Raw genomic sequence first — 25630 nt, 5'->3', positions numbered from 1 at the left:
CGCTCCGGCCCTCCTCGTCCTGCTCCCGGCCGCCCGGATCCCCCGGACGGCCTTCTCCGGGCGACGGCGATCGCCGCGTCCCCGGATGAATCATCAAAACATGCGCGAGGTCCCGGACGCGCCACCGGGCGGTACGGCCTCGCGAGGATGCGGCACGGCCTGAGGACGCGGTACGGCCTCACGGGGATCGGCGGAGATCACATGCCGTGCCGGATCCGACGGCCGGTGATCTCGGCGGGAACGATCTTGATGTAGAGCCCCCGCTCGCCGCCCGCCCACGGCTGCACGCCCGAGCCTTCCACGGCGGCCTGCTCCTCGGCGGAGGAGACGAGGTGGGCTCCGCCCCGGACGACCACGCTCCATCCCTCCTGGCGGGTCTCGTCCAGGCGGTCCACCTCGAAGGCGATCTTGAGCTCGACCCCGGCGACGCCGGTGCGCAGCTCCTTGTCGAGCGGGCCCTCCGGCGCGGTACGGAAGATCACGCTGTCGTCCCGCAGCGCGTAGTTGACCGGCAGGATGGCCGGTCCTCCGGCGTCGTTGAAGGCCACCCGGCCGATGCCGCCGGGCGAGATCAGGCGCAGGCACTCCTGCCGGTCGATCTTCTCCAGTTCGGCGTGGGAGGCGGGTGCGGACGGCTGTCCGGCGGGACCGCCGAGCAGCTCCTCGGGCGTGAGTTCCAGCGCCTTGGCCAGGCCCTGTACGGTCTCGGAGGTCGGGGAGGCGGGCGCCTCCTCCAGGTAGGAGAGGTAACCGGCGTCGATCCCGGCCCGCCCGGCCAGTTCCTCCCGGCTGAGGCCGAGCTCCTCGCGCCGCCTGGCGACCCGCCTGCCGAGGTCGCCGGGGGCCGTGGTGTCGTGGGTCATGGGTGGATTCCTTAGATAAAGGCGGAATGTCGGTCCAGGTGAGAGAGATCCCGCTGTTCCGCACGATGTCCTGATCCGGGTCACCCCCGGATCTCCCCAGGGGCGGGCGCCTCTAACCCGGACCACCCGGTCCCCGCCAGAGGCCGCCGAGCGGGGACCGGGTGGTCCGGGCGCCGGGGCCCGGGAAGGCGTGGCCCCATCCGGGTCCGGCGCTCGGCGCCGTCTCCCACTCCACCATCGGCCGTGATCTCCCGGCAGGGGCCGGAAGACCCCGCCGGCAGGGTCTTTCGGCCCCTGCGAGCCGTGCGGACGGATCGGGCGGGGGCGGTCCGCGAAGGGCGTACGGCTCACGGAGGGCAGGCCGTAAGACCCGCCCGCGGGGGACCTCCGCCCGCTTACCGCCCTCGCCCCGCCGGGAAACCCTGGAGGAAAGGAGGCCGGACATGAAGAGCAAGGAATTCGAGGGCAAGGAATTCGAGGCCCGCCCGGACGAGGAGACCGCCTTCGTGCTCCGTAGCGCGGTGGAGGCCGCCACGCGGGCGCCGTCGGTGCACAACACCCAGCCGTGGACCTTCGTCATCGAGAACGGGGAGATCAGCGTACGCGCCGACTCCTCCAGGAAACTCACGATCAGCGACCCGGCCGGCCGGGAGCTCCTGATCAGTTGCGGCGCGGCCCTGTTCGACGCACGGCTCACGTTGCGCAGGCTCGGCTACGAGCCGCTGGTGCGGGTGCTGCCCGACCCCGACCGCCCGTCCCTGCTGGCGACCGTCCGGGCCGGGCGGCGCGTGGCGCCGGACGAGCACACCCTGCTGACGCACGCCGAGATCGAGCGCCGCCGTACCCACCGGGCCGGGTTCACCGAACTGCCGGTGCCGGACCGTCTGGTCGAGGCGCTCGGTTCCCAGGCGGCCGCGGAGGGGGTACGGCTGACGCCGGTCCGGTCGGCGGCGGCCGTCAGGGTGATCGCCGCGCTCACCAGCGCCGCCCAGGAGGTGCAGTCCCGGGACCGGACGTTCAGCCTGGAACTGATCCGCTGGGCCCGGCCGCCGGGCGGCACCCGGCGCGACGGCGTCCCGGCGGAGGGCTACCCTCGCGAGCCCGGGCGCACCACCCCGCACTTCGCCCAGCGCGACTACGCCCAGGGACGCCCGTGGGGCAACGACGACGACCAGTCCATGTCCACCTCCACCGGTGTGGTGGCGTTGCTGACCACGCGCGGCGACTCCCGCGAGGACTGGATCGCGGCCGGTCAGGCGCTGCAGCGCGTCCTGCTGCACGCCTCCGCCCACGGGGTCGGCGCGGCCTTCCACACCCAGTCGCTGGAGATGTTCCACCTGCGGGAGTTCCTGCGCCAGGAGCTCTGCTCGGACGAGTACCCGCAGATGATCACGAGGCTGGGCTTCTCCTTCGACGAGGGCGCGAGCACCCGGCGGCCGGTCGGGGAAGTGCTCCAGGAGCGCTGACGGCTCCGGGAGCGGGGGTCATCCCGCGCTCACGTGCTCCCAGGAGGGGTCGCGGTAGAGGACCACGCCGGTGCCGCGGAGCAGCTTGTCCGGGGCCGAGACCATGATCAGCTCGCCCATCGCCTCCAGGCCGCGCAGGACGTCGCGGACCCGGGGACCGACGGGCAGGCGGCCGACCGGGAGGCCCAGCGATTCGCGGACGGTGTCGGCGACCTCGGACAGCCGGAACGGCCCGCTGAGCGGGGCGATCACCGCCCGGACGAGCTCGACGGTGATCACCGTCTCGGCCTCGGCGTGGGCCAGCTGCCAGCGCAGCTGCGTTCCACGCCGGCCGGTCCCGGCGCAGGCCGTGCAGTCCTGGGCGAATCCGGGCACGATGTCCTCGACCTTGGTGCCCAGGCACGTTGAGCACTGGCCGGTCTCCATGGCGTGCAGTTCGGCCGCCGTCCGGTCCGGGAGCTGCTTGCCGCACAGGCAGACGTAGATCCGGAAGCCGCCGCTGACCAGGACCAGGTCGTCGGCGTCGTCGGGAATCTCCTCCCACAGCGCGGTGATCGTGTGGTTTCTCATGGTTCCTGCGACTCTATCCGGCGTCCGGCCCTCCGGGGCGTCATCCGGCGCCCGCGAGCGCGGCGCGGGACAGGCGGTCGGCGACGCGGGTGGTCTCCGGCAGCCGGTAGGCGGGGGTCAGGCGCAGGACGTTGCGGCAGGCGGTGTCGAGGTCGACCCGGTGGCCGACGGAGACGTAGACCGGCTTGACGCCGTCCCGGGTGCGCAGCACCCGGCCGACGACGTCGCCGTCCAGGGTCAGGTCCGTCCAGGAGCCCCGTTCCGGCCCGGGCTCGGCGCAGCCGCCGACGAAGGCGGTCTTGCCGACGCCGATCGAGGGCAGCCCGGTGAGCACGCCCAGGTGGCAGGCCAGGCCGAAGCGGCGCGGATGGGCCAGGCCGTACCCGTCGCAGACGACCAGCTCCGGGACGACGGTCAGGCGGTCCAGGGCGTCCAGGAGGGCCGGGAGCTCGCGGAAGGCGAGCAGACCGGGGACGTATCCGAACGCCGTCCGGCCGGTGACGGTCACCTCCTCGACGACCTCCAGAGTGGTCCCGTCGAGCACGGCCACGGCCGCCGCCAGCCGGTCGCCGTCGTAGGCCACGTCCACCCCGGCGACCGTGGCGGGCCGGAGCGGGCCCGGCCCGGTCAGGTCCAGCAGCGGCCGGAGCTCGTCCTGGATCGCCTCGGCCTCGGCGGCGGTGCGGGGAGCGCGTACCTTCATACCCCCATGATCGTGCCTGCCGGGCGCGCCGCGGGACCGGGAGCCGCGCCGGTCGCGCCTCACATGCAACCGCCCGGCCGGTGACCTGAGAAGGTAACGGCATGGGGAGTGTTCTGGTCACGGGAGCCACCGGATACATCGGCGGGAGGCTGGTCCCCGGGCTGCTCGAGGCGGGGCACGAGGTGACCTGCGCGGCCCGGCACCCGGGGCGGCTGCGGGACCTGCCGTGGGCCGGGCGGGTGCGGGCCGCGGAGGGGGACGTGAACGACCCGGAGGCGATGCGGCGCGTGATGCGCGGCGTCGACGTGGCCTACTACCTGGTCCACTCGATGGCCGCGGGGCCCTCCTTCGTCGAGCGCGACCGGCGGGCGGCCGAGACGTTCGCCGCGGCCGCGGCCGACGCGGGCGTGCGCAGGATCGTCTACCTGGGCGGGCTGACGCACGCCCCGGGCGAGCTGTCCCCGCACATGCGCTCCCGCGCGGAAGTGGGCGAGATCTTCCTGAAGGCGCCGACGCCCGCCGTGGTGCTGCGGGCCGCCGTGGTCATCGGCTCCGGATCGGCCTCGTTCGAGATGCTGCGGTATCTGACCGAGCGCCTGCCGGTGATGACGACGCCCCGCTGGGTGCGCAGCCCCACCCAGCCCATCGCCGTCCGCGACATGCTGCGCTACCTGGCCGCCTGGGCCGACATCCCCGGCGACGTCAACCGCGCCTTCGACGTCGGCGGGCCGGACGTCCTGACCTACGGCGACATGATGCGAAGGTACGCCGCCGTCGCGGGACTGCCGCCACGGGTGATCATCCCGGTGCCGTTCCTCTCGCCCGCGCTGTCCAGCCACTGGGTCGGCCTCGTCACCCCCGTGCCCGCCAGAATCGCCCGGCCCCTGGTGGAGTCGCTACGCCACGAGGCCGTACGCACCGAGAACGACATCGCCCGGTTCGTCCCCGACCCGCCCGGCGGGCTGATCGGTTTCGACGAGTCCGTACGGCTGGCGCTGCGCCGGATCAAGGAAGCCGACGTCGTCACCCGCTGGTGCTCCGCCTCCACCCCCGGAGCGCCGAGCGACCCCCTGCCCACCGACCCGGACTGGGCCGGCGGCAGTCTCTACGCCGACGAGCGCGAACTCGCCGTGGACGCGCCCCCGGCGGCGGTCTGGCGGGTGATCGAGGCGATCGGCGGGGCCAACGGCTGGTACTCCCTGCCCGTCGCCTGGCGGATACGCGGCCTGATCGACCGGCTGCTGGGCGGCGTGGGCCTGCGCAGGGGGCGCCGCGACCCCGAACGGCTGAGGGTGGGCGACTCGCTGGACTTCTGGCGGGTGGAGGAGATCGAGCCCGGCCGGCTGCTCCGGCTGCGCGCCGAGATGCTGCTGCCGGGACTCGCCTGGCTGGAGCTGTCGGTCTCCCCGCAGGCCGACCCCGCCTCCCCGCAGGCTGACTCCGCCTCCCCGCAGGCTGACTCCGCCTCCCCGCAGGCCGATCCCGCCTTCCCGGAGACCGGCGCCTCCGCTCCACGGGCCGGCGCCGCGCGGGCGGTCTACCGGCAGCGCGCGGTGTTCCACCCGCACGGCCTGCTGGGACACGCGTACTGGTGGGGCATATCGCCCTTCCACAGCCTGATCTTCGGCCGGATGCCGCGCAACATCGCCCGGGCCGCGACCGCCCGCGCGGCACGGGATGCGGCTCACTAAGGTTTGGGGCATGACGACGTACCAGGGGAGTGTCCAGCGGGTACTGCGGTGGCCGGTGAAGTCGCTGCGGGGCGAGGAGATCGAGCAGGCGCGCTTCGACGATCGGGGGATGGCCGGAGACCGGGCCTACGCGCTGATCGACGGGCGGGAGACCCATGAGGGCAGGCGGCTGACCGTACGGCAGCGGCCCGAGACGCTCCACTGGCACAGCGGCTACGACGGCGGGGACGTCCCGGTGCTGACCGCGCCGGACGGGGCCGTCTGGAAGTGGGACGACCCCGGACTCGTCGGAGCCCTGTCGGAGTCGCTGGGCGTCCCGCTGAGCCTGCACGCCGCCGACGGCCAGCAGGACCGGGGGCCGACGGTCCTGGTCACGGTCGAGGCGTCCCGGACGGCGCTGGAGGAGGAGCTGGGCGGTCCGGTGGACCTGCGCAGGTTCCGGCCCAACCTCCATCTCAGCCTCGACGCCCCCGCCTTCGACGAGCAGGACTGGGGCGCGGGCACCGTGATCTCGGTGGGCGAGGTGGAGCTGACGGTGACCGGCGACCACGCGGGGCCGTGCATCAGGTGCGCCGTGCCCAGCTGGGATCCCGACGGCCGGGAGCGCTGGCCCGAGCTGCAGAAGCACCTCATCCAGCGGCACGGGAACAAGTTCGGTGTGATCATGAGGGTGACCCGGCCCGGCACCGTGCGGCGGGGCGACCGGGCGACGGCCGTCCCGGCGATCGATCTCTGACCGGGCCGTCGCCGCTCCGGCGCGGGGCACATCGCCCGGCCGGGATCCGGCCCCACCAGCACATCGGGCCGTCGTGGACCACCAGGTCGGAGCGCTGGTGCCCGCTCAACTGCGCGAGCATCGCCCGCGTCTCGTCGAGCAGCAGGCCCACGGCGCGGACGAGCTCCTTATCCTGCTCGGCGTGCGCGACCCCGACCAGGCCATGGCGAGCGTGCCCTACCACCTGGACCGGCTGCGGGCCCGGTAGATCGTCAGGATGCGTCGTACTCGCTGACGACGTCCACGACCCACGTGACGCCGAACCGGTCCTTCAACATCCCGTAGAGGGGCGCCCACTGCGCGGGCCCCAGCGGTTGCAGGACGGTCGCGCCGTCGGAGAGCTTCTCCCAGTACGCGCTGATCTCCTCGGCCGCCCCGCCCCGGAGTGAGACGAAGAACGCGTTCTCGCCCCGATCCCAGGGCTGGTGCGAGGGCACGTCGTAGGCCATCACGCGAAAGCCGCTGCCCGCGGTCACCTGGCCCCACATCACCTGGTCGGCCGCGGACGTCTCCCGGACGTCCCCGGCGTCCCCGTACGTGACCACGGCCACGTCTCCGCCGAAGACGGACTGGTAGAACGCGAGTGCCGCGCGGGCGTCCCCCCGGAAGTTCAGGTGGGTCACAACGTTGACGGACATGATGAGGTCCTCGCCTTTCGATTCCTGTCATCGGGGCGGTCTTGCGGGTCGCCGTCGTCCTGCGGCCCGCCCGCCCCTGCTCGGTGACCACAGTGACAGGGGAAGCGGACAGGGTGTGGCCGCTACTTGGGGCACCATGGAAGCCATGCCGAAGACTTCAGCGCGGTTGCTGGCACTGCTCTCGCTGCTCCAGGCGCGCCGGGACTGGCCGGGGGCGCTGCTGGCCGAGCGGCTGGACGTCAGCCCGCGCACCGTGCGGCGTGACGTCGATCGCCTGCGCGAACTCGGTTACCCCATCATCGCGATCAAGGGTCCCGACGGCGGCTACCGGCTGGACGCCGGCGCGGAACTGCCCCCCTTGTTGTTCGACGACGAGCAGGCCGTGGCACTGGCCGTCGCGCTCCAGCTCGCCACCGCCGCCGGGGCGGGCATCGAGGAAGCCGCGGCGCGCGCGCTGAACACCGTCCGTCAGGTCATGCCCGCCCGGCTGCGCCGCCGGATCGACACGGTCCGGGTCACCGCCGTCGAACGGCCCGCGATCCGGCCCGCCCCGCGGGCCGACAGCGGTGTGCTCACGGCGCTCAGCGCCGCCGTCCACGCCCGTGAGGTGCTGCGCTTCGACTACCTCCCCGCATCCGGAGGAGGGACGGACGACGGCGGCGCGCAGGCCCCTCCGCGCCGGGTGCAGCCCCACCACCTCGTCACCCGGAGCGGACGGTGGTACCTCGTGGCCTGGGATCTCGACCGCGAGGACTGGCGTACCTTCCGCGCGGACCGGATCAGTCCGCGCACCCCCACGGGGCCCCGCTTCACCCCCCGCGTGCTGCCCGGCGGCGAGGTCGCCGCCTTCGTGACCGGCCGCTTCCGGGGCGCGGGCGGCTCGGGCGACTGGCCGTGCGTCGGCGAGATGATCCTCGACCTGCCCGCCGCCGTCGTGTCCCGCCACATCGACGACGGAGCCGTCGAGGAACTCGGCCCGGACCGTTGCCGGCTCGTCCTGGGCTCGTGGTCATGGACCGGCCTGGCCGCCGCCGTCGGCAGGTTCGACGCCGGCATCGAGGTCGTCGGCCCGGCCGAGCTCAGAGCCGCCTTCGCCCGGCTGGCCCGCCGCTACGCCGACGCCGCCGCGGCCCGTACCGTGGGGACGGCCAAGAAATGATCGGAGAGGGGAAGAGGCATGTCGGTCCTTGTGGCGTTCAGCGTTACGCCGATCGGAGCGGGTGAGGACGTGGGGGAGCTCGTCGCCGAGGCCGTCCGGGTGGTGCGGGCGTCGGGGCTGCCGAACCGCACCGACGCGATGTTCACGACGATCGAGGGAGAGGACTGGGACCAGGTGATGCGGGTCGTCAAGGACGCGGTCGCCGCGGTCGAGGCCCGGTGCGGGCGGGTCAGCCTCGTTCTCAAGGCCGACATCCGCGAGGGCGGGAGCGGCCGGCTGGACGCCAAGGTCGCCACCGTGGAGCGGCATCTGGCCTAGCCCCGGCCGATGGCCTAGCCCCCGGCCGAGGTGATCTGCTCCACTTCCGAGCTCTCCCGGGAACACCGGCGGCCCGCGGTCGGTTGGACGGATAGAACAACGTTCAGGGAGTGTGCCGGATGGTGGGAAAAGGATCGGTGGGGCGGCTGATCGCGGGCGGGCTGGCGCTGGCCGCCGCCGGGTGGTCGCTGCGGAACGTCCCGGCGGAGCTCGGCGGCCGGGCCCGGGGTGAGCGGCTGGAGCGGATGGTGCGGTCGCCGCAGTTCCGCGACGGCGTCTTCCACAACACCACGCCCTCCTCGACCACGCCGCCGCCGGACAGCGCGCCCCAGATGCTGCGTGAATTCGTCACCGACCGTGAGGGACGCAAGCCCGCCGGACCGGTCCCGCTGGTGACCTCTCCGGCGGTCCGGCCGTCCGAGACCGGTCTGAGCGCCGTCTGGTACGGCCACGCCACCACGCTGGTGGAGATCGAGGGACGGCGGGTGCTGTTCGACCCGGTGTGGAGCGACCGGGTCTCGCCCGTCCCCTTCATCGGCCCCCGGCGCATCCACCCGCTCCCGGTGCCCCTGTCGGACCTCCCGGTGATCGACGCCGTCGTGATCTCGCACGACCACTACGACCACCTCGACCGGGCGACGGTCCGCGCGCTCACCGCGGGGCAGAGCGCGCCGTTCCTGGTCCCGCTGGGCATCGGCGCGCACCTGGAGCGCTGGGGCGTGCCCGCCGAGCGGATCATCGAGCTCGACTGGGAGGAGGAGGCGAGCGTCGCGGGCCTGCGCTTCGTCGCCACCGCGGCCCGTCACTTCTCCGGACGCTCCCTCACCCGCAACGACACGTTGTGGGGATCCTGGGTGGTCGCGGGCGAGCACAAGCGGGTGTTCTACGCGGGCGACTCGGGCTACTTCGACGGGTACGCCCGCATCGGCGCCGACCACGGCCCCTTCGACCTGACCCTCATGCCGATCGGCGCCTACAGCCCGGGCTGGCCCGACATCCACATGAACCCCGAGGAGGCGGTCGCCGCCCACCTCGACCTGGGCGGGAAGCTGCTCCTGCCGGTGCACTGGGCGACGTTCACCCTCGCCTTCCATCCCTGGGCCGAGCCCGTCGACCGGCTCTGGTACGAGGCCAAGGCCCGCGACGTCCGGCTCGCGATCCCGCGTCCGGGGGACCGGATCGACGCCGGCGACGCCCAGCCGGTGGACCCCTGGTGGGAACTGCTCAAGGGAGCCTGACCACGCGGTCCGTTGGGGGATGTCCGGGCCGGATCGGCTGACCGGCCGGGCTGGTTGGTCCGGTCGGATGAGGCGTCCCGGCTCGTCCGCGGCCGGACGGCGCGCGGGAAGCCGCCGGCCCGTACGGTCGGACGTATGCGCATCGAAGATCGGGAAGTTCGCGCCGCGGAGAGGCCCCCGGTCGCATCGGCCGGCGCCGCCGGGGCGAGGACACCCCACGCCGGACGGCCTGGACGCGCGGCCGGATCCTCGCGGCGGCGGCCGTCCTGGTGGCCCCGCTGCTGGCGTTCCCCGGCCTCGTGCCCGACACCGCGGGCAATCTCGGCAGCATGCCGGAGACCTTCCTCCCCTGGGGCGGCCTGGCCGTTCCCGTGCTGGCGGTCCTGGCGCTGCTGCGCCGCTCGGTCACCGCGGCGGGGTCCTCGAAGGACTCGGTGATGTCGTTGCGGGTGGTCATGTCGGTGGGTCCCCGCGTTCACGTCTTCGACGAGATCCCCGAGCGTGCCGGCCACCTCGTCGAGGCCCTGCTGGGGCCAGAGGAACCTGGCCCCAGCAGCCGCCGTCGCTGTTCGCGGGACGCTCCTATCCGACCTGCGAGGTCTACATCGCTCGGCCGGACCCGCGCAAGGGTGATCCGACCGCGACGCATACCGTCATACGTCCGCTCGCGCGGCAGGGCTGAGCGCACGCCCGATCCGGCGTCCGGATACGGATCAGCCCTCGTCGTAGTACCAACCGGTGCAGAAGCTCTCCCCGTTGAAGCGCACGCATGCGCGCATGCTGTTGCGGTAGTTGTTCAGGTCGTTGGAGAACTTCGAGTTGAACGGGCCGCACTGGGTCCAGGTGGAGCCGCCGTCGTAGGAGCGGTCGACCCATGTCTGGTCGCCGGAGCGGTAGCCGCTTCGCACGGCCGCGAAGGAGTGGTCGCTCAGCCGCTGGTTGACCAGAGCGACTTTCACCGTCCGGCCGCCATGGGTGATCGTGCGCGTCTTGACGTCGTGGTGGGCGATCCCGTTACCGGGCCAGCTACCGCAGTTGGTGTCGGCGAGGGCGGACGGGCCGGTGAGCGCGAGCGTGGGAAGGGCGAGGAAGAGCCCGGCGAGAACCGCGGTGGTCCGGCGTCGGACGAGCGGCATGAGTGCCTCCTGAAAAGTCGGTGCGATTGTGGATGACTGGCCGGGTTGAACTGTTGCCGCGGAGCCGCTCTCCTGCCAAGGGGGGCGGCGCGAAACGGGATGCGTGAGATGCGGAAGCCCGTTCTGGCCTGCGAGTTCATCCCCTGTTTGGGAGGATTTGAGATCCTTCGGCGCGATATCTGGCAGCCTTCACTGTCAAGACTGGAGCGCTGAGGAGGCTCGGTGGGCGAGCGAGAAGAGCGCGACTTCTCCTTCCTGCTGCGGAGGCTGAAGGAACGTAGCGGACGTAGCTACGAGGACCTGGCCGTGGTGTCGTTCGTCAGCCGGTCGACCCTGCACCGCTACTGCAACGGCAAGAGCCTGCCCTCCGACATCGGGGTGGTGATGCGCATCGCCAGGGAGTGCGGGGCCGGGAGCCGGGAGCTGGAGCAAGTACTGCGTGCCTGGTCGGCGGCGACATGCGCCGTCGGCGAGGCGGCTGAGGGCGCGCAGGGCGAGCCCCCCGCGCTTTCTCGGGATCTCCATGCCCGCTCCGCGCCGCCGGCTGTCAGGAAGGCGGCTCAGGAGCCGCCGGTCTCGTGCTCGACGATCCCGAGACCGCCCGACCCGAGGCCGCGCCCTCCAGCGCCCATCCCCCTTCCGGAACCTGTCCGCGGCCGATCAGGTGGTGCTGCGGTGGGCCGGTCGCAGGGGATGCGTCTTGCCGGCGTCCTCGCCGCGCTCGCCCTCCTCGCCGGGATGGCGGGAAGCGCGGCCACCCCGGCGAGGACGGCGCCGCGCGCAGAGATCATGCGGGCGGGGCAGTGGATCTCCGGCCCCAGTTGGGTGCGGGCGCCCATGCCGGTGCGCCGTGAGATGTTCGGCGTCACCATCAACTCCAATACGGGCACGATGCCCGCCTTCCAGGTCGGCGCTGTCCGGTTCTGGGACAGCGGGACGCGCTGGGCGTCACTCGAGCCGCGCCGGGGAGAGTACGACTGGAGCACGCTGGATCGTCTGGTGGCCGGTGCCGAGCGGGCCAGATTGCCCGCTCTGTTCGTCTTGGGCGGGACCCCCTCGTGGGCGGCGCCGCAGGCCCCGCTCACCCCCTACGGCGACCAGTCCCGAGCTGGGCCGCCCGAGGACCTCGCCGATTGGGAGGCGCTGGTGCGCGCGCTGGTCACTCGCTACCGGGGGCGCCTTGAGGCCTACGAACTCTGGGTGATGGGCAACGACGAGCGGTTCTTCACCGGTGACGTCACCGTCTTGGTGGAGATGACGCGCCGCGCCTCCCGGATTATCCGGCGTGCCGATCCGCGCGCCATCGTCGTGTGCCCGGGCATGGGACGGCTGTGGGAACCGGCTGCCCGGCGGGTCCTGGAACGCTTCGCCGAGTTGGGCGGCTACCGGCACTGCGATGTCGCGGGCATCAAGCTGCACCAGCGCCGCGCCGCGGATCCGCCTGAGACGATGCTGGAGCTTCTGGTCCTGATCGACCGGGTTTTCCATCGGATCGGCGTGCATCCGCCGTTGTGGAATACCGGGACGACCTATGACATCCCGCTGCAGGGCTCACTGGATGAGCGGCGAGCCACCGACTACGCGGTGCGCTTCTACCTGCTGGGCCTGTACGCCGCCGATTTCAAGCTGGAGCGCATGTATTTCTATAACTGGGGCGGCAGTTCCCTGCCCATCGTGCTGCAGGCTGAGGGCGGCGCCCCGACCAGGGCCGCCTTGGCCGTCGAGCAGTTGCAGCGCTGGCTTGCCCACACCCGCCTCCGCTCCTGCGGGCAGGGTCTGGCCATCGCGTTGCCGGCAAACGTCTGGCAGTGCGAGCTCACCCTCACCGGATCGCGCGGTGCGCATGAGGCCGTCCTGCGGTGGACAGTCACGGGGACGGCTTCCGTGGCCGCCCCCGGGGCTCGAAGCGTGAGGCACCTCGATGGATCCAGCGTCTCGGTCCGGCCGGGGGACCCTGTCCAGATCACCGAGAGGCCCGTGCTCATCATCTACTGAGGCCGGCGATCGGACATCGCCTGTCTCGATGATGCCGCGTGCCGGTCCTGGCCCTCCCGGTGTCCGCGGCTGCGACCGGGGTCTTCGAACCCCGTGCTCGCGTCGTTCGGCTCAGCCGAGCAGGCACCCGCCATAATGGTGTGTCGTGTCCGACATGCGGCGCTGTCGGTGCCGCGGCCGTCGCCCGGGGCGGCGACCCGCGGTGGTGCCGCCTCCTGTTCGGGCGCTCGCCGAGCCGGAGCCGAAGCCGTGGAGGTCGCCGCGCCGGTGGCTGCAGCCGGGGAGTCCCGCACCGACGCACGGGCGCACGCCCGGGCGGGCGGGCTCGTCCTGCTGCTCACCCCGCTGATCACGGTTGCGTTCCTCGTGGTCCAGCTGGTGGCCATCCGGTATGCCGAGCACCCGGCCGACCCGATGGGCATCTCCGGCGGCCCGCGGACGTCCCGGTCTCTGGGCTCCGTTGGATGGATGGCGTACTCCGCTCGCGTCTGGACGTGGGGAGGAGCCGTGTTCACGCTGCCGGTCGCGGTCCTGCTGGCGCTGCTCGGCCGAAGGGTGTTACGCCACGGCGCCGAACCGGGGTACGCCACCGTCACCGGAATCGGCGGCGTGTTCCATCTGCTGGGATTCGCCTTCGTCACGCGGTTCAACGCGATGACGAGCGCCGTGTCCGCCGACGACCAGAGCGGGTTCATCGCGCATAACCCCGGCTGGCAGCCACCGGCGATGCTCGCGCTCGTCGTGCTGGCGGGCCTGCTGCCGGCCGCCGCCATGTTCTTGCTGGCCAGGGTGGGTCGGCTGGATCGTGAAACCCGGGAAGCGGGCCCGGGCGGGAGCGCCGGATCAACCGACGACCCTTGAGCCGGGTCCGGGCCGGCGATTCGGGGGCCCTCTCCGCGGGCCCGTAGCGGGGAGAACACCGGGCGCGCCCCGAATGCTTTCCCCAGGTCTGTGTGAGCGTCGCCGCTTTCCGGAGACGCGGCGATAGGCTTTCCGATCGGCGGGGCGTCCGCACCGGTCACCGCTCAGAAACCGCTCCGGCGGGCGAAGCGCGGCTCGGAGCGATCCGTCGCGGCGAGAGATTTCTCCGGGGCCGTGTCGATCCGCGGGCCGCTCGTTCGACGTAAGGGTGCGAGAGCCGAGAGGCGGCCCCGCCGGACGAAACGAGGAGAACACGATGTCGAAGTACCTGCTGATCATGCGGGGCACCGACGAGTCGAACGCGGCCATGATGGCCGACATCGACGAGATGATGACCAGGACCCACCAGTTCATCGAGGAGATGGTCAAGGCCGGCGTTCTCCTCGCGGCCGAGGGGCTGGACGATCCGGGCCAGGGCGCCGTGGTCGACTTCAGCGGCCAGGCCCCGGTGGTCACGGACGGGCCGTACGGCGAGACCAAGGAACTGTTCGGGGGCTTCTTCCTGCTCGACGTCGCCTCGAAGCAGGAGGCGGTCGAGTGGGCCAAGCGGGTCCCGGCGGCACCCGGGGCCAAGATCGAGATCCGGCGGGTGCCCGGGAGCGACGAGGTCCCGCAGGTCGACAAGTGATCGTCGAGGACCGGGCCGGGCGCGAGAGCGACGGCCGGACCTGATGGGCACGGCCGATGTCGAGGCCGTCTGGCGGATCGAGTCGGCGCGGATGGTCTCGGCGCTGACCCGGCTCACCGGCGATTTCGAGCTGGCCGAGGACGCGGCCCAGGAGGCGGTGGCCGAGGCGCTGGCGTCGTGGCCGCTCGCCTCTCCGGCCAATCCGGCCGGCTGGCTGATGGCCACGGCCCGGCGGCGGGCGATCGACGCGATCCGCCGCCGGACCGCCCTTCAGGACCGGTACGCCCTGCTGGTGGCCGGCTCGGCGGCCGACGAGGAAATCGATCCCGACAAGATCGATGACGACGTGCTGGCGCTGATGTTCATCAGCTGCCATCCGGTGCTCTCCCCCGAGGCCCGGGTGGCGCTGACCCTGCGCGTGGTCGGCGGCCTGTCCAGCGAGGAGATCGCCCGCGCGTTCCTCGTGCCCGTGCCGACCGTGCAGGCCCGCATCACGCGGGGCAAGAAGACGATCGCGGCGGCCGGGGTGCCGTTCGAGCTGCCGTCGGCCGCCGAGCGCCGGGAGCGGCTGGGCGGCGTGCTCAGCGTCATCTACGTGATCTTCACCGAGGGGTCGACGGCCACGTCGGGCGACCGGCTGCTCCGCCCCGACGTCGCCTACGAGGCGATCCGGCTGGCCCGCACGCTGGCCGCGCTGCAACCGGCCGAGCCGGAGGTGCACGGCCTGCTCGCGTTGTGCGAGCTGACAGCCGCGCGCTTCCCGGCCCGTACCGGCCCGGACGGCTCGCCGGTCCTGCTCGAGGACCAGGACCGGCGGCGGTGGGACGTCTCGGCGATCCGCCGCGGGCTGGCCGCGCTGGCCAGGGCGTCGGCTCGCGGTCTCGGCCCCTACGGCCTGCAGGCCGCGATCGCCGCCGCCCACGTGTCGGCGCCCTCGGTCGAGGCGACCGACTGGGACCGGATCGTGCTGCTCTACGAGGCCCTCGGCCGGGTCGCGCCCTCGCCGGTGGTCGAGCTCAACCGGGCCGTGGCCGTCGCCATGGCCTCGGGCCCGGCGCGGGCCCTGGCCATCGTGGACGAGCTGATCGCCTCGGACCGGCTCCCCGGTTCGCATCTGGTCCCGACCGTACGCGGTGAACTGCTGGCCCGGCTCGGACGGCGATCGGAAGCGCGCGCCGAGCTGGAGCTGGCGGCCCGGCTCTGCGCCAACCGGCGCGAACGCTCGGTGCTGCTGCGCAAGGCGGCTGCGCTGGGCTGACCTCTCCGGCGCAGCCGGCCGGTGGCGGTGAGCCGGGCTCCGGCGGCCCGCTGACGCCACCGGCCGTACGGCTGCCGCTCAAGCCCCGCGTCCACGATGCCCACCGGTGACGCCGGAGGCTCCGGACCGCCTAGCGCCCGGTACGGCGGAATCCCGCGCGGTAGGCGCTGGGCGTGATCCCCGCCCGGCCGACCAGGTGCTTGCGCAGGGAGTCGGCGCTGCCCAGCCCGCTTCTCCAGGCGATCTCGCCCATCGGCAGGTCGGTGGTCTCCAGCAGCTCCCGCGCCCGGTCGATGCGCCGGTGCAGCAGCCACTGCAGAGGGCTGAGCCCGGTCTCGGCATGGAAGCGGCGGGTCAGCGTGCGCACGCTGGTGCCGGCGTGGCCGGCCAGGTCTCCGAGGGTCAGCGGGCGGTCCAGCCGCTCCAGCGCCCAGGCCCGGGTCGCGGCCAGCCACGCGCCGCGCTCGGGCGGCAGCGGCGTGTCGATGAACTGGGCCTGGCCGCCGGGCCGGACGGGGGAGACGACCGCGGCCCGGGCCACGGCGTTGGCGACCGCCGCCCCGTGGTCGAGCCGGACCAGGTGCAGGCACAGGTCGATGGCGGCGGCCGCGCCCGCCGAGGTCAGCACCCGGCCGTCGTCGACGTAGAGCACGTCGGGGCGGACCTCGACGGCGGGGTGGCGGGCGGCCAGCGCGTCGGCCAGGGCCCAGTGGGTGGTCGCCGGGCGGCCGTCCAGCAGGCCCGCCTGCGCCAGCACGAAGGCTCCGGTGCACAGCGAGGCGATGCGCGCCCCGGCGGCCGCCGCCTCCCGCACCGCCCGCAGCGCCTCCGGGTGGGCGGGCTCGCCGCCGCTGCCGACCGCGATCACGGTTCCGGCCCCCCGCACCGCCTCCAGGCCGTCCGGGACGAACAGGTCGGGGCCGCCGGCCGTGGGCACGATGCCCGGCTCGGCGGTGCACGCCCGGATGGCGTAGCCGGGACCGCCGTCGGTCTCGACGCCGCCGAAGACCATGTAGGGGATGGACACGTCGAAGCTCATGACGGGCGTCACGACGACGAGCACGATTCGGTGCATGGCCGGATCCTCCGGATAGCTGGCATTCTGGCCACTGCCGCCAGCCTAAGGGCGTGAGGGACGGTAGGTCCATGACCTTCCACGTGATCATCGGCGCCGGTGCCGCCGCCTCCCGCACCGCCCTGCTGCTCGCCGCCGACGGCGAGCGCGTCAAGATCGTCAGCAGAAGCGGCGCGGGGCCCGAGCACCCCCTGGTGGAGAAGACGGCCGCGGACGCCGCCGACGCCGACCTGCTCACCCGGCTGCTGGAGGGCGCGACCACGCTGTTCGGCTGCGCCGCGCCGCCCTACCACCTCTGGCCGCAGGAGTTCCCCGCGCTGGCGGCCGGCCTGCTGACCGCCGCGTCGCGCACCGGCGTGCCCTACGTCATGCTGGGCAACCTGTACGGCTACGGCCTCGTCGACGGCCCGGTCCACCCGGGCCTGCCGCTGCGGGCCGCCGGACCCAAGGGCCGCCTGCGGGCGCGCCTGTGGGAGGAGGCCGCCGCCTCGGGCGCGCGGGTCACCGAGGTGCGGGCCGCGCAGTTCTACGGCGCCGGCGCCGTGTCGGTCTTCAGCCTCATGGTCCAGCCGAAAGTGCTGGCGGGCGCGCTCGCCCTGGTGCCGCAGGAGCTGGACCTGCCGCACAGCTACTCCTCGATCGGCGACACGGCCCGCACGCTGGTCGCCGCCGGTCGCGACGCGAGCTCCTGGGGACGGGCCTGGCACGTGCCGGTGGTCACGCCCTCGGTGCGCGAACTGGCCGCGCGGCTCGCCGGGCTGGCCGGGGCGCCCGAGCCCCGCCTGGAGGAGCTGACCGAGCGGGACCTGGCGCTGCTGTCGCTCACCGGCCCGTTCTGGGCGGAGCTGACCGAGGTGCTGGAGACGCCGGGCAGGCCGTACGTCTCCGACTTCACCGAGACGGAGAAACTGCTCGGCGTCACGGCCACGCCGGTCGAGGAGGTCCTGGCCGGACTGCTCTGATCCCGGCGCGGGCCCGCTCCGCGGCGGCTGCTCAGCCGACGTGGACGAGAGGGCGGCGGGCCGGGTCCGGCTCGGCCTGCCGCAGCACCTCGCGGGTCAGCGGCGGGATGTCGCCGCCGCCGAAGACCAGATAGCGCAGCAGCGCGCCGATCGGGTTGCCCTCGGCGGCCCAGTGGAAGTAGACGTGGGGCGTCTTGCCGGTCTCGTCACGGAGATACAGCAGCACCGCGGCGATCGCGTTGGCGACCGTGGTGCTCTCCATGCGCAGGATGCGGAAGCCGTGGCGCTCTTCTCCGATCACCCGCAGCTCGCTTTCGAACTCGGAGGCGTCGGGGACGGTGACCTCCAGGAACAGCGCCCCTTCTTTCGTGCGCAGCCGGTGCAGCTCCCAGGCCTCGCGGGTCTTGCCGACGTACTCGGCGCAGTCGCGCGCGTCGGGCTCGTTGGCGATCAGGTGGATCTCCCCGGCCTCGTTGATGTAGCGCCGGGCGGTGTCGTCCATGCTGATACGGGTGACGCGCAGCTCGGTGGAGCGGGTGGCGCGGGAGACCAGGGAGGTCACCACGATGAACGCGACGAAGAACGCGGCGATCACCAGTCCGTCGGGGCGTTCGATGATGTTGGCGATGGTGGCGTAGACGAAGACGACCGTGACGGAGCCGAACCCGGCGGCCGCTCCGATCCGCCGCTTCCTGGCGGCCGACAGGGTCACCGCGATGGCCGCCGACAGGATCAGCGCGAGCACGCCGGTGGCGTAGGCGCCGCCCTGGGATTCGACGTCGGCGTCGAAGACCAGCGTGATGGCGAACGAGATGGCGGTGAAGACCAGGACCATCGGCCGGGTGGCGCGGGACCAGTCCGGGGCCATGCCGTAGCGGGGCAGGTAGCGCGGGACGATGTTGAGCAGTCCCGCGAGGGCCGAGGCGCCGGCGAACCACAGGATCGCGATGGTGGAGACGTCGTAGGCGGTGCCGAACCAGTCGCCCAGATAGGCGTGGGCCAGATACGCCAGGGCGCGGCCGTTGGCGCTGCCGCCCTCGGCGAACTCCTCGGCGGGGATGAGCACGGTGGTGGCGAAGCTGGAGGCGATCAGGAAGACGCTCATGATGAGCGCGGCGGTGGTCAGCAGCTTGCGCGCGCCCTTGACGCGCCGGGCCAGGTCGCCCCGGACCAGCGGCATGACCGCTACACCGGTCTCGAAACCCGACAGGCCCAGGGCGAGTTTCGGCATGACGTACAGCGCGACGGCGATCATGCCGATCGGGCTGGAGTGCTCGGCGGTCAGCGCGGCCCGCCAGTCGCCGACCAGGCCGGGCTCGACGAGCACGTGCTCGACCGCGACGCCGACGACGACGACGTTCAGCGTCAGGTAGACGGCGACCAGCACCACGGCGATGGAGATCGCCTCGCTGAAACCGAGCAGGAACACCCCGCCCAGAGCCGCGATCAGCACCAGGGTGACCGGCACCTGCCGGCCGGAGAGGAACCCGGGAACGAACGGGTTGTGCAGCACGTGCGCGGTGGCGTCGGCGGCCGACAGGGTGATCGTCACGATGAACGCGGTGGCGACGAACCCGAGCAGGAACAGGACCAGCAGCTTGCCGCGCCAGCCGGGCAGCAGGCTCTCCAGCATCGACAGCGAGCCCAGGCCGTGCGGGCTCTGCTCGGCCACGGCCCGGTAGGTGGGAAGCGCCCCCAGCAGGGTGAGCGCGACCAGCAGCAGGGTGGCGACCGGGCTGAGGGCCCCGGCGGCCAGCGCGGCGATGCCGGGCTGGTAGCCCAGGGTGGAGAAGTAGTCCACACCGGTCAGGCACATCACCTGCCACCAGGAGTGCTGATGGCCGGGGGCCTCCTCGTGGTGCGGGCCGGTGGTCCTGGCGTCGCTGCGCGGCAGGCCGTGCAGCAGCCAGCCGCGCAGCGCGGATTCACCGGGCGCGGATCCGGTTCTCGGCGGGGTCGATGTGTTCACCCCGGTCCACCCCCCGTGGTCGATGTCACTCGTCGGTGCGGTCGTGTGGTGCGTGTGGTGCGCACGGCGCGCTTCCTCCCGGGACTGCGGCGGATGCCGGGTCTTCAGGGCGCGAACCGGTAGCCCATGCCGGGCTCGGTGATCAGATGGGCCGGGCGGGCGGGGTCGGGCTCCAGCTTCCGGCGCAGCTGGGCCATGTACTGGCGCAGGTAGTGGGTCTCTCTGTCGTAGCCGGCGCCCCACACCTCGGTGAGCATCTGGCGCTGGCTGATCAGCTTGCCCGGGTTGCGCAGCAGCAGCTCCAGCAGACGCCACTCGGTGGGGGTCAGCCGCACGTCGCCGGAGACCGTCTTGGCGGCCAGGTCGACCGTGCGGTCGCCGATCCGGATCTGCGCCGGCTGCGCGTCGTGCGGTGAGGCGCGCCGGGTCACGGCCCGGATGCGGGCCAGGAGCTCCTCGATGTCGAACGGTTTGGTGACGTAGTCGTCGGCGCCGGCGTCCAGGGCGTCGATCTTGTCCTGGCTGCCCGCCCGGCCCGACAGCACCACGATCGGCACGGACGTCCAGCCGCGCAGGCCGTGGACCACCTCCACCCCGTCGATGTCGGGCAGACCCAGATCCAGCACGACCAGATCGGGGTGGAACTGCGCGGCCTGGCGCAGAGCGGAGCCGCCGTCGTCGGCCATGGCGACCTCGTAGTGGCGGGCGACCAGATTGATGCGAAGCGCCCGCAGCAGCTGCGGCTCGTCGTCGACGATCAGGACGCGGGTCACGGGCCCTCCCCGATGGGCTCGTCCTCGGCCGGGGAGAGGACGCGCATGGAAACGATCATGGTGAGTCCGCCGCCGGGGGTCTCGTCGGGGACCAGGGTGCCGCCCATGGCTTCGGTGAGCCCGCGCGCGAGCGCCAGACCCAGTCCGACGCCGGTGTGGCTGTCACGGTCGCCCAGCCGCTGGAAGGGCAGGAAGACCTGCTCGCGGGCGGCGTGCGGGATGCCGGGACCGCGGTCGATCACGCGGATCTCCACGCGGCCGCCGTGCCGGCTGGCGGTGATCAGGGCCTTCTGGCCGGGCGGACTGTGGCGGGCCGCGTTCGACATCAGGTTGACCAGCACGCGTTCCAGCAGGGCCGCATCGGCGACGATCTCGGGCAGCTCCAGCGGGATGTCGCCCTCGACGCGGTCGCGCAGCGGGCCCAGGGCGTCGATGGAGCGCGGCACGACCTCCTCCAGCGCCACGGGATGCAGGGCCAGGCCGAGCACGCCGGCCTGCAGGCGGCTCATGTCGAGCAGGTTGGCCACCAGGCGGTCCAGCATGGCCAGGGACTCGGCGGCGGTGGCCAGCAGTTCGGCGCGGTCCTGCGCCGACCAGTCGATCTCGGTACTGCGCAGGCTGTCGACGGCGGCCTTGGCCGAGGCGAGCGGGGTGCGCAGGTCGTGGCTGACGGCGGCCAGCAGGGCGGTGCGCATCCTGTCGGCCTCGGCCAGCGGCCTGGCCTGCGCGGCCTCGTACTGGAGGCGCTCCTGGCGCAGGGCGACGGCGGCCTCGGTGGCGAACGCCTCCAGCACCCGGCGGTCGGAGGCCGCCAGCAGTCGCCCGCGCACCGCCAGCACCAGGGAGGCGTCGACGGCCACGTCGGTGTCGGCGGCGGCCGGGTGGGTGCAGGGCGGACCGCCGGAGGTGGCCAGGATGCGCCAGGCCTCGGGATCGCCGCGGTCCTCCAGGCCCGGCTCGCCGACGCGCTCCAGGAGGGTGACCGAGGTCAGGGCGAAGGTCTCGCGCAGCCGGGCCAGCAGGGAGGCCAGCGCGGCCTGGCCGCGCAGCACGTGCCCGGCCAGGGTGGACAGCACCTCGGCCTCGGCGCCGGCGCGGGCGGCCTCGGCGGTACGGCGGGCGGCCAGGTCGACGACGGCGCTGACGGTGACCGCGACCAGCACGAACACGATGAGCGCGAGCAGGTTGTCGGCATCGGCCACGAACAGGGTGTGCAGGGGCGGCGTGAAGAACCAGTTGAGCAGGGCGGACCCGCCCACGGCGGCGGTGATCGCCGGCCACCTGCCGCCGACCAGCGCCACACCGGCGACCAGCAGCAGGAACAGCAGGATCCGGCTGGACATGCTCACCGCCCCGCCCAGCAGGACCAGCAGCGAGGCCAGGGCGGGCAGGCCGGACGCGGTCAGAGCCCACCCGGCCAGCCGCCGGATCCGGGAGAGCCCGGCACGCGAGCGCCACGGGCGCCGCCGGCCGGTGGCGGTCTCCTCGTGGGTGACCATGTGCACATCGATGGAACCGGACATCGCGATGGTTTCCACGCCGACGCCGCGAGAGCGCAGCCGGGCCAGCCGGCCGCGACGCGACGCGCCCAGCACCAGCTGGGTGGCGTTGACGCCGCGGGCGAAGTCCAGCAGCGCGCGTGCGATGTCCCGGCCCACCACCTGGTGGTAGGAGCCGCCCAGGGCTTCGACCAGAGTGCGCTGGCGGGCCAGATGCGCAGGGCTGGCGCCGCTCAGGCCGCCGCCCGCCCGGGTGACGTGCACCGCCAGCAGGTCGGCGCCCCTGCTGCGACCGGCGATGCGGGCCGCCCGCCGGATCAGCGTGTCGCCCTCCGGACCGCCGGTCAGCGCGACCACGATCCGCTCGCGCACCCCCCAGGTCCCGGCGATGCCGTGCTCGGCGCGGTAGCGCTCCAGCTGCTCGTCGACCTTGCCCGCCACCCACAACAGCGCCAGCTGCCGCAGCGCGGTCAGGTTCCCCTCCCGGAAGTAGCTCGACAGCGCCGCGTCGATCTCCTCCGGGGCGTAGATGTTGCCGTGCGCCAGACGGCGGCGCAGCGCCTGGGGGGCCATGTCGACCAGCTGGACCTGCTCCGCCCGCCGTACGACCTCGTCCGGCACGGTCTCGTGCTGGGCCACCCCGGTGATCTGCCGCACCACGTCGGTGAGCGACTCCAGGTGCTGGATGTTGAGCGTGGAGACCACATCGACGCCGGCGTCGAGGATCTCCTCGATGTCCTGCCAGCGCTTGGCGTTCCCCGAGCCGGGGGCGTTGGTGTGGGCGAGCTCGTCGATCAGGGCGGCTTCCGGCCGGCGGGCGATGACCGCCGCGGTGTCCAGCTCGGTGACGACCTCGCCCCGATGGATCAGGGTCTTGCGGGGGACGATCTCCATGCCGTCCAGGAGCGCGGCGGTGCGGGCCCGGCCGTGGGTCTCCGCCAGGCCCACGACCACGTCCCGGCCGCGTTCCACGCCGCGCCGCCCCTCGCTCAGCATGGCGAAGGTCTTGCCGACCCCCGGGGCCGCGCCCAGGTAAATCCGCAGCCGCCCCCGTGGCACGCCGATCACCATTTCCCAGATCCCGGAAACCTACCGAGGCCCTCGCGAGGGCCAAAACCCATGAAATAGCGACAGCCGGCGTTTTCCCCGCATCTTGACGCTTTCCCTACGCCGCCGGACGGATTGTTGACGCGATCCATACGCCTCTTCCCGGGACGCGCCTGTGCGCTGGGTCACATGCCCTCCCTCCGGTCGCGGTGATCGTTGTAGCTTGGCCTCCCGCCTCCGGTTATGACGGTCGTCATAGCCGGGTGGGGATCATGCGAACGGAGACGTCATGCCGGAGATCCCGAAGACCGCTCACCCCGCCCCGGGGACTGCTCCATGAGCGACCTGCCCGAGGCGTTCTACCTGCCCGTCGGCGACGATCTATACGAACCCACCCGTGCCACCCAGAGCCCGTGGGACGGCGACGCCCAGCACGGCGGCCCGCCCACCGCTCTGCTGGCCCACGCCCTGGACGCGGCCGCGGGGCCGGGAATGCGCCTGGCCCGCATCGGCGTGGACTTCCTGGGCCCCATCCCGCGCCGCCCCGCCCGCGTCGAGGTGACCGAAGTACGGCCGGGCCGCCGCATCCGTCTCGCCCAGGCCCACCTGATTATCGACGGGCGGCCCGCCGTGAGCGCCCAGGCCTGGCACATCGCCACCGGCCCCACCCCGCCGGCCGCCGGCCCGCCCCTCCCGCCCCCGCCCCTGCCCGCCGCCCCGGCCGAACACCTCCTGCCCGCCCCGTCCGATTGGGGCTACGGCCAGGCCGTCGAATGGCGCTCCACCGACCAGGCCCCCCGCGCCCCCGGCGCCGCCCAGGTCTGGACCCGCGTGCGGATCCCCCTCATCGCCGGGGAAGACCTCACCGGCCTGGCCCGCACGCTCATCGTCGCCGACTCCGCCAACGGCCTGTCGCTGGCCCTCCCCCTCCAGGAGTGGCTGTCCATCCCGCCCGCCATGACCACCACTCTGCTCCGCCCGCCCGTCGGCGACTGGGTCCACATGGACTGCCGCACCCATCTGTCCGACGACGGCCTCGGACTGGCCCGCGCCACCCTCCGCGACCCCGGCGGCTACCTGGGGGAGGTCGCCCAGCCCCTGCTCATCCGCCGGCGGTGAACCACCGGCCGCTCCGGCGGCGCGCCGATGCTGCGGGGCGGGTGCTCCGCCTCGCCGGTCAGGCTCCCTCCCGGCGCGGGGAGCCGAGGCGGGCCAGCTCGTCCCGGGAGAGCCGCAGCGCGCCGGCGGCCATGTTGTCGACCAGGTGATCCGGGTTCCCGGTGCCGGGGATGGCCAGCACGTTCGGCCCCTGCTGCAGCGTCCACGCCAGCCGGACCTGCGCGGCCGTCGCCCCGTGCGCGCGGGCGACGGCCAGGACCTCCTCGTCCTCGGCGCCGCTCGCGCCCGCCTCGCGGCCGGCGCCGGCGATCGCGAAGAACGGGACGAACGCGATGCCCTGCTCCCCGCAGGCACGCAGGAACGCCCGGCCGTCCGACCGGAGGCCGATGCCGTAGGCGTTCTGCACGCAGACGACCGGGGCGATGGCCCGGGCCTCGGCCAGGTGATCGGGGGTGGCGTTGGACAGGCCCAGGTGGCGGATGAGCCCGGCCTCGCGCAGCTCGGCCAGCGCGCCGAAGTGCTCGGCGATCGAGCCGGTCGTCCGGCTGGGGGGAACGCGCAGGTTCACCACGTCGAGGTGGTCGCGGCCGAGCTGGCGCAGGTTCTCCTCGACCTGGCCGCGCAGCTGCTCCGGAGCGGCCCACCACCACTGTCCCGACGGATCCCGCCCCGGCCAGACCTTGGTGGCGATGACCAGGTCGTCGGGGTACGGCGCCAGCGCCCGGTTGATCAGTTCGTTGGCGGAGCGCAGCGGGGAGAAGTAGAACGCGGCCGTGTCGATGTGGTTGACGCCGAGTTCGACCGCGCGGCGCAGCACGGTGACGGCCCGGTCGCGATCGCTCGGAGCGCCGTCGACGAACGCCTCGCCCTTCTGGGTCAGGCGCATCGCGCCCAGCCCGATCCGGTTGACCGTCAGGTCGCCGAGCTTCCAGGTTCCCGCGGCCGCCGCGGTGATGGTCTCCGAAGTCATGATCGGATTCTTCCACGCCGCCGACGGCCGCGGAGCTTGGATGATCTTCCTCGCGATCGGCGGGACGGGGCGGTACACCGCCGAGGAGGGCGCGGACCGCGGGCGTCGGGCGGAGGTCACAAAGAGGCTCTCCTGACGGCGTCGGGCGGAGGTCACAAAGAGGCTCTCCTGACGGCGGCCAGGTAGTCGTCGACGGTCTGCCGGTCGGGGGTCTCCGGGAGCGCGCCGGCCTCGCCCAGGGATTCGAAGTCCGCGAGCAGCCCGGCCCGCCAGCGTTCCACCTCCGCCCACGGGATCTCACCCCGCCGCAGCGCCAGCAGCCGGTCGCGGTGCTCTCCCACGCGCACCAGCGGCTCTCCCTCGCGGACCAGGTGGAGCCCGCTGAGCATGAGCCTGATCATGTGCATGGCCTGCTTCCACTTCGGCCGCTCGGGGTCGAGCCTGCGGAACTGGGCGTCGGCGTAGCCGCTGAACGTCCGGCGGGCGCGCCGGGACAGGAAGGCCCGGCGTATGGAGAGCAGGTCCTCGCCCGCCGGGGTGACGTGCTCGACGAGCGGCGACCACAGGCATTCCAGGACCGTCGGGTTGGCCTCCAGCGCCAGTGCGCAGAACCGCTCGACCTCCCAGGAGAACTGCTCCGCCTCGGGTCCCTCGACGTGGGTCGGCGGCTTGTCCAGCCGCCAGAACAGCGGCGTGGGCGCGGTGAAGACACCGCGCCGGTCGACGTCGGAGGCCGCGGTCTCCAACCCGTAGGCGCGGGATCCGGTCACCACCGACAGGATCAGGAAATCCGGGACGAAGCATGTTTCCACCGGTCAAGCCTGCCAGCCGTACGGCGCCGCCCGGTACGGGTTTTC

At 73.2% G+C, this 25630-nt stretch carries 24 protein-coding genes and 1 pseudogene; 14 read left to right on the top strand and 11 right to left on the bottom strand.

The window, feature by feature from the left end; all coding sequences use genetic code 11:
• Window positions 1-197: 197 nt before the first annotated feature.
• Window positions 198-863 (bottom strand): pyridoxamine 5'-phosphate oxidase family protein, encoded by a 666-nt coding sequence (locus tag Plo01_RS38540; protein ID WP_203895746.1) that lies wholly within the window; start codon window positions 861-863, stop codon window positions 198-200.
• Window positions 864-1306: 443 nt separating this feature from the next.
• On the opposite strand from Plo01_RS38540, the gene Plo01_RS38535 reads away from it, so the two are divergent.
• Window positions 1307-2329 (top strand): Acg family FMN-binding oxidoreductase, encoded by a 1023-nt coding sequence (locus Plo01_RS38535; RefSeq protein WP_203895745.1) that lies wholly within the window; start codon window positions 1307-1309, stop codon window positions 2327-2329.
• 18 nt (window positions 2330-2347) lie between these two features.
• Here Plo01_RS38535 and Plo01_RS38530 read toward each other — a convergent pair whose 3' ends face one another.
• Entirely contained in the window at window positions 2348-2899 is a 552-nt protein-coding gene (locus Plo01_RS38530; protein WP_203895744.1) for a hypothetical protein, read from the bottom strand.
• Window positions 2900-2939: 40 nt separating this feature from the next.
• On the bottom strand, window positions 2940-3602 hold the full coding sequence (locus Plo01_RS38525) for an endonuclease V (protein WP_203895743.1): 663 nt from the start codon (window positions 3600-3602) through the stop codon (window positions 2940-2942).
• Window positions 3603-3703: 101 nt separating this feature from the next.
• Between Plo01_RS38525 and Plo01_RS38520 the strand changes: the two genes are divergently transcribed.
• The 3 genes from Plo01_RS38520 to Plo01_RS38510 all read left to right on the top strand — a co-directional run bounded on the left by Plo01_RS38520 (window position 3704) and on the right by Plo01_RS38510 (window position 6276).
• Entirely contained in the window at window positions 3704-5293 is a 1590-nt protein-coding gene (locus Plo01_RS38520) for an SDR family oxidoreductase (RefSeq protein ID WP_203895742.1), read from the top strand.
• 10 nt (window positions 5294-5303) lie between these two features.
• On the top strand, window positions 5304-6029 hold the full coding sequence (locus Plo01_RS38515) for an MOSC domain-containing protein (protein WP_203895741.1): 726 nt from the start codon (window positions 5304-5306) through the stop codon (window positions 6027-6029).
• Window positions 6030-6102: 73 nt separating this feature from the next.
• Window positions 6103-6276: a hypothetical protein gene (locus tag Plo01_RS38510; RefSeq protein ID WP_203895740.1), complete on the top strand. Its 174-nt coding sequence runs from the start codon at window positions 6103-6105 to the stop codon at window positions 6274-6276.
• Window positions 6277-6280: 4 nt separating this feature from the next.
• Here Plo01_RS38510 and Plo01_RS38505 read toward each other — a convergent pair whose 3' ends face one another.
• A complete protein-coding gene (locus tag Plo01_RS38505; RefSeq protein WP_203895739.1) occupies window positions 6281-6706 on the bottom strand; it encodes a VOC family protein in 426 nt (141 codons plus the stop codon).
• Window positions 6707-6851: 145 nt separating this feature from the next.
• Between Plo01_RS38505 and Plo01_RS38500 the strand changes: the two genes are divergently transcribed.
• The 3 genes from Plo01_RS38500 (at window position 6852) to Plo01_RS38490 (ending at window position 9421) form a co-directional block, all read left to right on the top strand.
• The gene (locus Plo01_RS38500) at window positions 6852-7865 is read left to right on the top strand and encodes a helix-turn-helix transcriptional regulator (RefSeq protein ID WP_203895738.1); all 1014 of its coding nucleotides are present in this window, start codon (window positions 6852-6854) and stop codon (window positions 7863-7865) included.
• An 18-nt stretch (window positions 7866-7883) separates the two neighbouring features.
• Window positions 7884-8183, top strand: a complete 300-nt coding sequence (locus Plo01_RS38495; protein ID WP_203895737.1) for an MTH1187 family thiamine-binding protein — start codon at window positions 7884-7886, stop codon at window positions 8181-8183.
• A gap of 119 nt (window positions 8184-8302) precedes the next feature.
• On the top strand, window positions 8303-9421 hold the full coding sequence (locus Plo01_RS38490) for an MBL fold metallo-hydrolase (RefSeq protein ID WP_203895736.1): 1119 nt from the start codon (window positions 8303-8305) through the stop codon (window positions 9419-9421).
• Between the two features lie 713 nt (window positions 9422-10134).
• Here Plo01_RS38490 and Plo01_RS38485 read toward each other — a convergent pair.
• Window positions 10135-10557, bottom strand: a complete 423-nt coding sequence (locus Plo01_RS38485) for a hypothetical protein (protein WP_203895735.1) — start codon at window positions 10555-10557, stop codon at window positions 10135-10137.
• 222 nt (window positions 10558-10779) lie between these two features.
• Here Plo01_RS38485 and Plo01_RS38480 point away from each other — a divergent pair, with 222 nt between their 5' ends.
• From Plo01_RS38480 to Plo01_RS38465, 4 genes and pseudogenes are all read left to right on the top strand, one after another.
• A complete protein-coding gene (locus Plo01_RS38480) occupies window positions 10780-12552 on the top strand; it encodes a helix-turn-helix domain-containing protein (RefSeq protein ID WP_203895734.1) in 1773 nt (590 codons plus the stop codon).
• A gap of 249 nt (window positions 12553-12801) precedes the next feature.
• Complete coding sequence (locus tag Plo01_RS38475; RefSeq protein WP_203895733.1) at window positions 12802-13413, top strand: hypothetical protein; 612 nt, start codon at window positions 12802-12804, stop codon at window positions 13411-13413.
• Between the two features lie 316 nt (window positions 13414-13729).
• Window positions 13730-14145, top strand: a pseudogene (locus tag Plo01_RS38470) (YciI family protein).
• Entirely contained in the window at window positions 14145-15359 is a 1215-nt protein-coding gene (locus Plo01_RS38465; protein WP_203895732.1) for an RNA polymerase sigma factor, read from the top strand. The pseudogene Plo01_RS38470 and the gene Plo01_RS38465 overlap by 1 nt, the downstream one beginning before the upstream one ends.
• 130 nt (window positions 15360-15489) lie before the next feature.
• On the opposite strand, the gene Plo01_RS38460 is transcribed toward Plo01_RS38465, so the two are convergent.
• Window positions 15490-16434: a GlxA family transcriptional regulator gene (locus Plo01_RS38460; protein ID WP_203895731.1), complete on the bottom strand. Its 945-nt coding sequence runs from the start codon at window positions 16432-16434 to the stop codon at window positions 15490-15492.
• Between the two features lie 71 nt (window positions 16435-16505).
• Between Plo01_RS38460 and Plo01_RS38455 the strand changes: the two genes are divergently transcribed.
• A complete protein-coding gene (locus Plo01_RS38455) occupies window positions 16506-17396 on the top strand; it encodes a Rossmann-fold NAD(P)-binding domain-containing protein (RefSeq protein ID WP_203895730.1) in 891 nt (296 codons plus the stop codon).
• Between the two features lie 31 nt (window positions 17397-17427).
• Here Plo01_RS38455 and Plo01_RS38450 read toward each other — a convergent pair whose 3' ends face one another.
• From Plo01_RS38450 to Plo01_RS38440, 3 genes are all read right to left on the bottom strand, one after another.
• Window positions 17428-19365 (bottom strand): APC family permease, encoded by a 1938-nt coding sequence (locus Plo01_RS38450; protein ID WP_239317888.1) that lies wholly within the window; start codon window positions 19363-19365, stop codon window positions 17428-17430.
• A 104-nt stretch (window positions 19366-19469) separates the two neighbouring features.
• Window positions 19470-20138: a response regulator gene (locus Plo01_RS38445; RefSeq protein ID WP_203895729.1), complete on the bottom strand. Its 669-nt coding sequence runs from the start codon at window positions 20136-20138 to the stop codon at window positions 19470-19472.
• Window positions 20135-22708, bottom strand: a complete 2574-nt coding sequence (locus Plo01_RS38440) for a DUF4118 domain-containing protein (protein WP_203895728.1) — start codon at window positions 22706-22708, stop codon at window positions 20135-20137. Before Plo01_RS38440 ends, Plo01_RS38445 begins: the two co-directional genes overlap by 4 nt.
• 312 nt (window positions 22709-23020) lie before the next feature.
• Here Plo01_RS38440 and Plo01_RS38435 point away from each other — a divergent pair, with 312 nt between their 5' ends.
• Window positions 23021-23803: a thioesterase family protein gene (locus Plo01_RS38435; RefSeq protein ID WP_203895727.1), complete on the top strand. Its 783-nt coding sequence runs from the start codon at window positions 23021-23023 to the stop codon at window positions 23801-23803.
• Between the two features lie 58 nt (window positions 23804-23861).
• Here Plo01_RS38435 and Plo01_RS38430 read toward each other — a convergent pair whose 3' ends face one another.
• Window positions 23862-24773: an oxidoreductase gene (locus tag Plo01_RS38430; RefSeq protein ID WP_203895726.1), complete on the bottom strand. Its 912-nt coding sequence runs from the start codon at window positions 24771-24773 to the stop codon at window positions 23862-23864.
• Here Plo01_RS38430 and Plo01_RS38425 point away from each other — a divergent pair.
• The gene (locus Plo01_RS38425; RefSeq protein ID WP_203895725.1) at window positions 24772-24909 is read left to right on the top strand and encodes a hypothetical protein; all 138 of its coding nucleotides are present in this window, start codon (window positions 24772-24774) and stop codon (window positions 24907-24909) included. The genes Plo01_RS38430 and Plo01_RS38425 overlap by 2 nt on opposite strands.
• Window positions 24910-24925: 16 nt before the next feature.
• Here Plo01_RS38425 and Plo01_RS38420 read toward each other — a convergent pair whose 3' ends face one another.
• Window positions 24926-25585: a nucleotidyltransferase domain-containing protein gene (locus Plo01_RS38420; RefSeq protein ID WP_203895724.1), complete on the bottom strand. Its 660-nt coding sequence runs from the start codon at window positions 25583-25585 to the stop codon at window positions 24926-24928.
• Between the last annotated feature and the right edge of the window lie 45 nt (window positions 25586-25630).

The sequence above is a fragment of the Planobispora longispora genome, from assembly GCF_016863135.1.
Classification (GTDB): Bacteria; Actinomycetota; Actinomycetes; order Streptosporangiales; family Streptosporangiaceae; genus Planobispora; species Planobispora longispora.
The sequence above is the reverse complement of the archived record's forward strand: the minus strand, read 5'-3'. Positions and strand labels throughout refer to the sequence as shown.

What these genes read in the sequence shown, in the direction of transcription:
- Plo01_RS38540 (WP_203895746.1), bottom strand. Translation starts at nt 863, where the DNA reads ATGACCCACGACACCACGGCCCCCGGCGACCTCGGCAGGCGGGTCGCC.
- Plo01_RS38535 (WP_203895745.1), top strand. Translation starts at nt 1,307, where the DNA reads ATGAAGAGCAAGGAATTCGAGGGCAAGGAATTCGAGGCCCGCCCGGAC.
- Plo01_RS38530 (WP_203895744.1), bottom strand. Translation starts at nt 2,899, where the DNA reads ATGAGAAACCACACGATCACCGCGCTGTGGGAGGAGATTCCCGACGAC.
- Plo01_RS38525 (WP_203895743.1), bottom strand. Translation starts at nt 3,602, where the DNA reads ATGAAGGTACGCGCTCCCCGCACCGCCGCCGAGGCCGAGGCGATCCAG.
- Plo01_RS38520 (WP_203895742.1), top strand. Translation starts at nt 3,704, where the DNA reads ATGGGGAGTGTTCTGGTCACGGGAGCCACCGGATACATCGGCGGGAGG.
- Plo01_RS38515 (WP_203895741.1), top strand. Translation starts at nt 5,304, where the DNA reads ATGACGACGTACCAGGGGAGTGTCCAGCGGGTACTGCGGTGGCCGGTG.
- Plo01_RS38505 (WP_203895739.1), bottom strand. Translation starts at nt 6,706, where the DNA reads ATGTCCGTCAACGTTGTGACCCACCTGAACTTCCGGGGGGACGCCCGC.
- Plo01_RS38500 (WP_203895738.1), top strand. Translation starts at nt 6,852, where the DNA reads ATGCCGAAGACTTCAGCGCGGTTGCTGGCACTGCTCTCGCTGCTCCAG.
- Plo01_RS38495 (WP_203895737.1), top strand. Translation starts at nt 7,884, where the DNA reads ATGTCGGTCCTTGTGGCGTTCAGCGTTACGCCGATCGGAGCGGGTGAG.
- Plo01_RS38490 (WP_203895736.1), top strand. Translation starts at nt 8,303, where the DNA reads ATGGTGGGAAAAGGATCGGTGGGGCGGCTGATCGCGGGCGGGCTGGCG.
- Plo01_RS38485 (WP_203895735.1), bottom strand. Translation starts at nt 10,557, where the DNA reads ATGCCGCTCGTCCGACGCCGGACCACCGCGGTTCTCGCCGGGCTCTTC.
- Plo01_RS38465 (WP_203895732.1), top strand. Translation starts at nt 14,145, where the DNA reads ATGGGCACGGCCGATGTCGAGGCCGTCTGGCGGATCGAGTCGGCGCGG.
- Plo01_RS38460 (WP_203895731.1), bottom strand. Translation starts at nt 16,434, where the DNA reads ATGCACCGAATCGTGCTCGTCGTCGTGACGCCCGTCATGAGCTTCGAC.
- Plo01_RS38455 (WP_203895730.1), top strand. Translation starts at nt 16,506, where the DNA reads ATGACCTTCCACGTGATCATCGGCGCCGGTGCCGCCGCCTCCCGCACC.
- Plo01_RS38440 (WP_203895728.1), bottom strand. Translation starts at nt 22,708, where the DNA reads ATGGTGATCGGCGTGCCACGGGGGCGGCTGCGGATTTACCTGGGCGCG.
- Plo01_RS38435 (WP_203895727.1), top strand. Translation starts at nt 23,021, where the DNA reads ATGAGCGACCTGCCCGAGGCGTTCTACCTGCCCGTCGGCGACGATCTA.
- Plo01_RS38425 (WP_203895725.1), top strand. Translation starts at nt 24,772, where the DNA reads ATGATCGGATTCTTCCACGCCGCCGACGGCCGCGGAGCTTGGATGATC.
- Plo01_RS38430 (WP_203895726.1), bottom strand. Translation starts at nt 24,773, where the DNA reads ATGACTTCGGAGACCATCACCGCGGCGGCCGCGGGAACCTGGAAGCTC.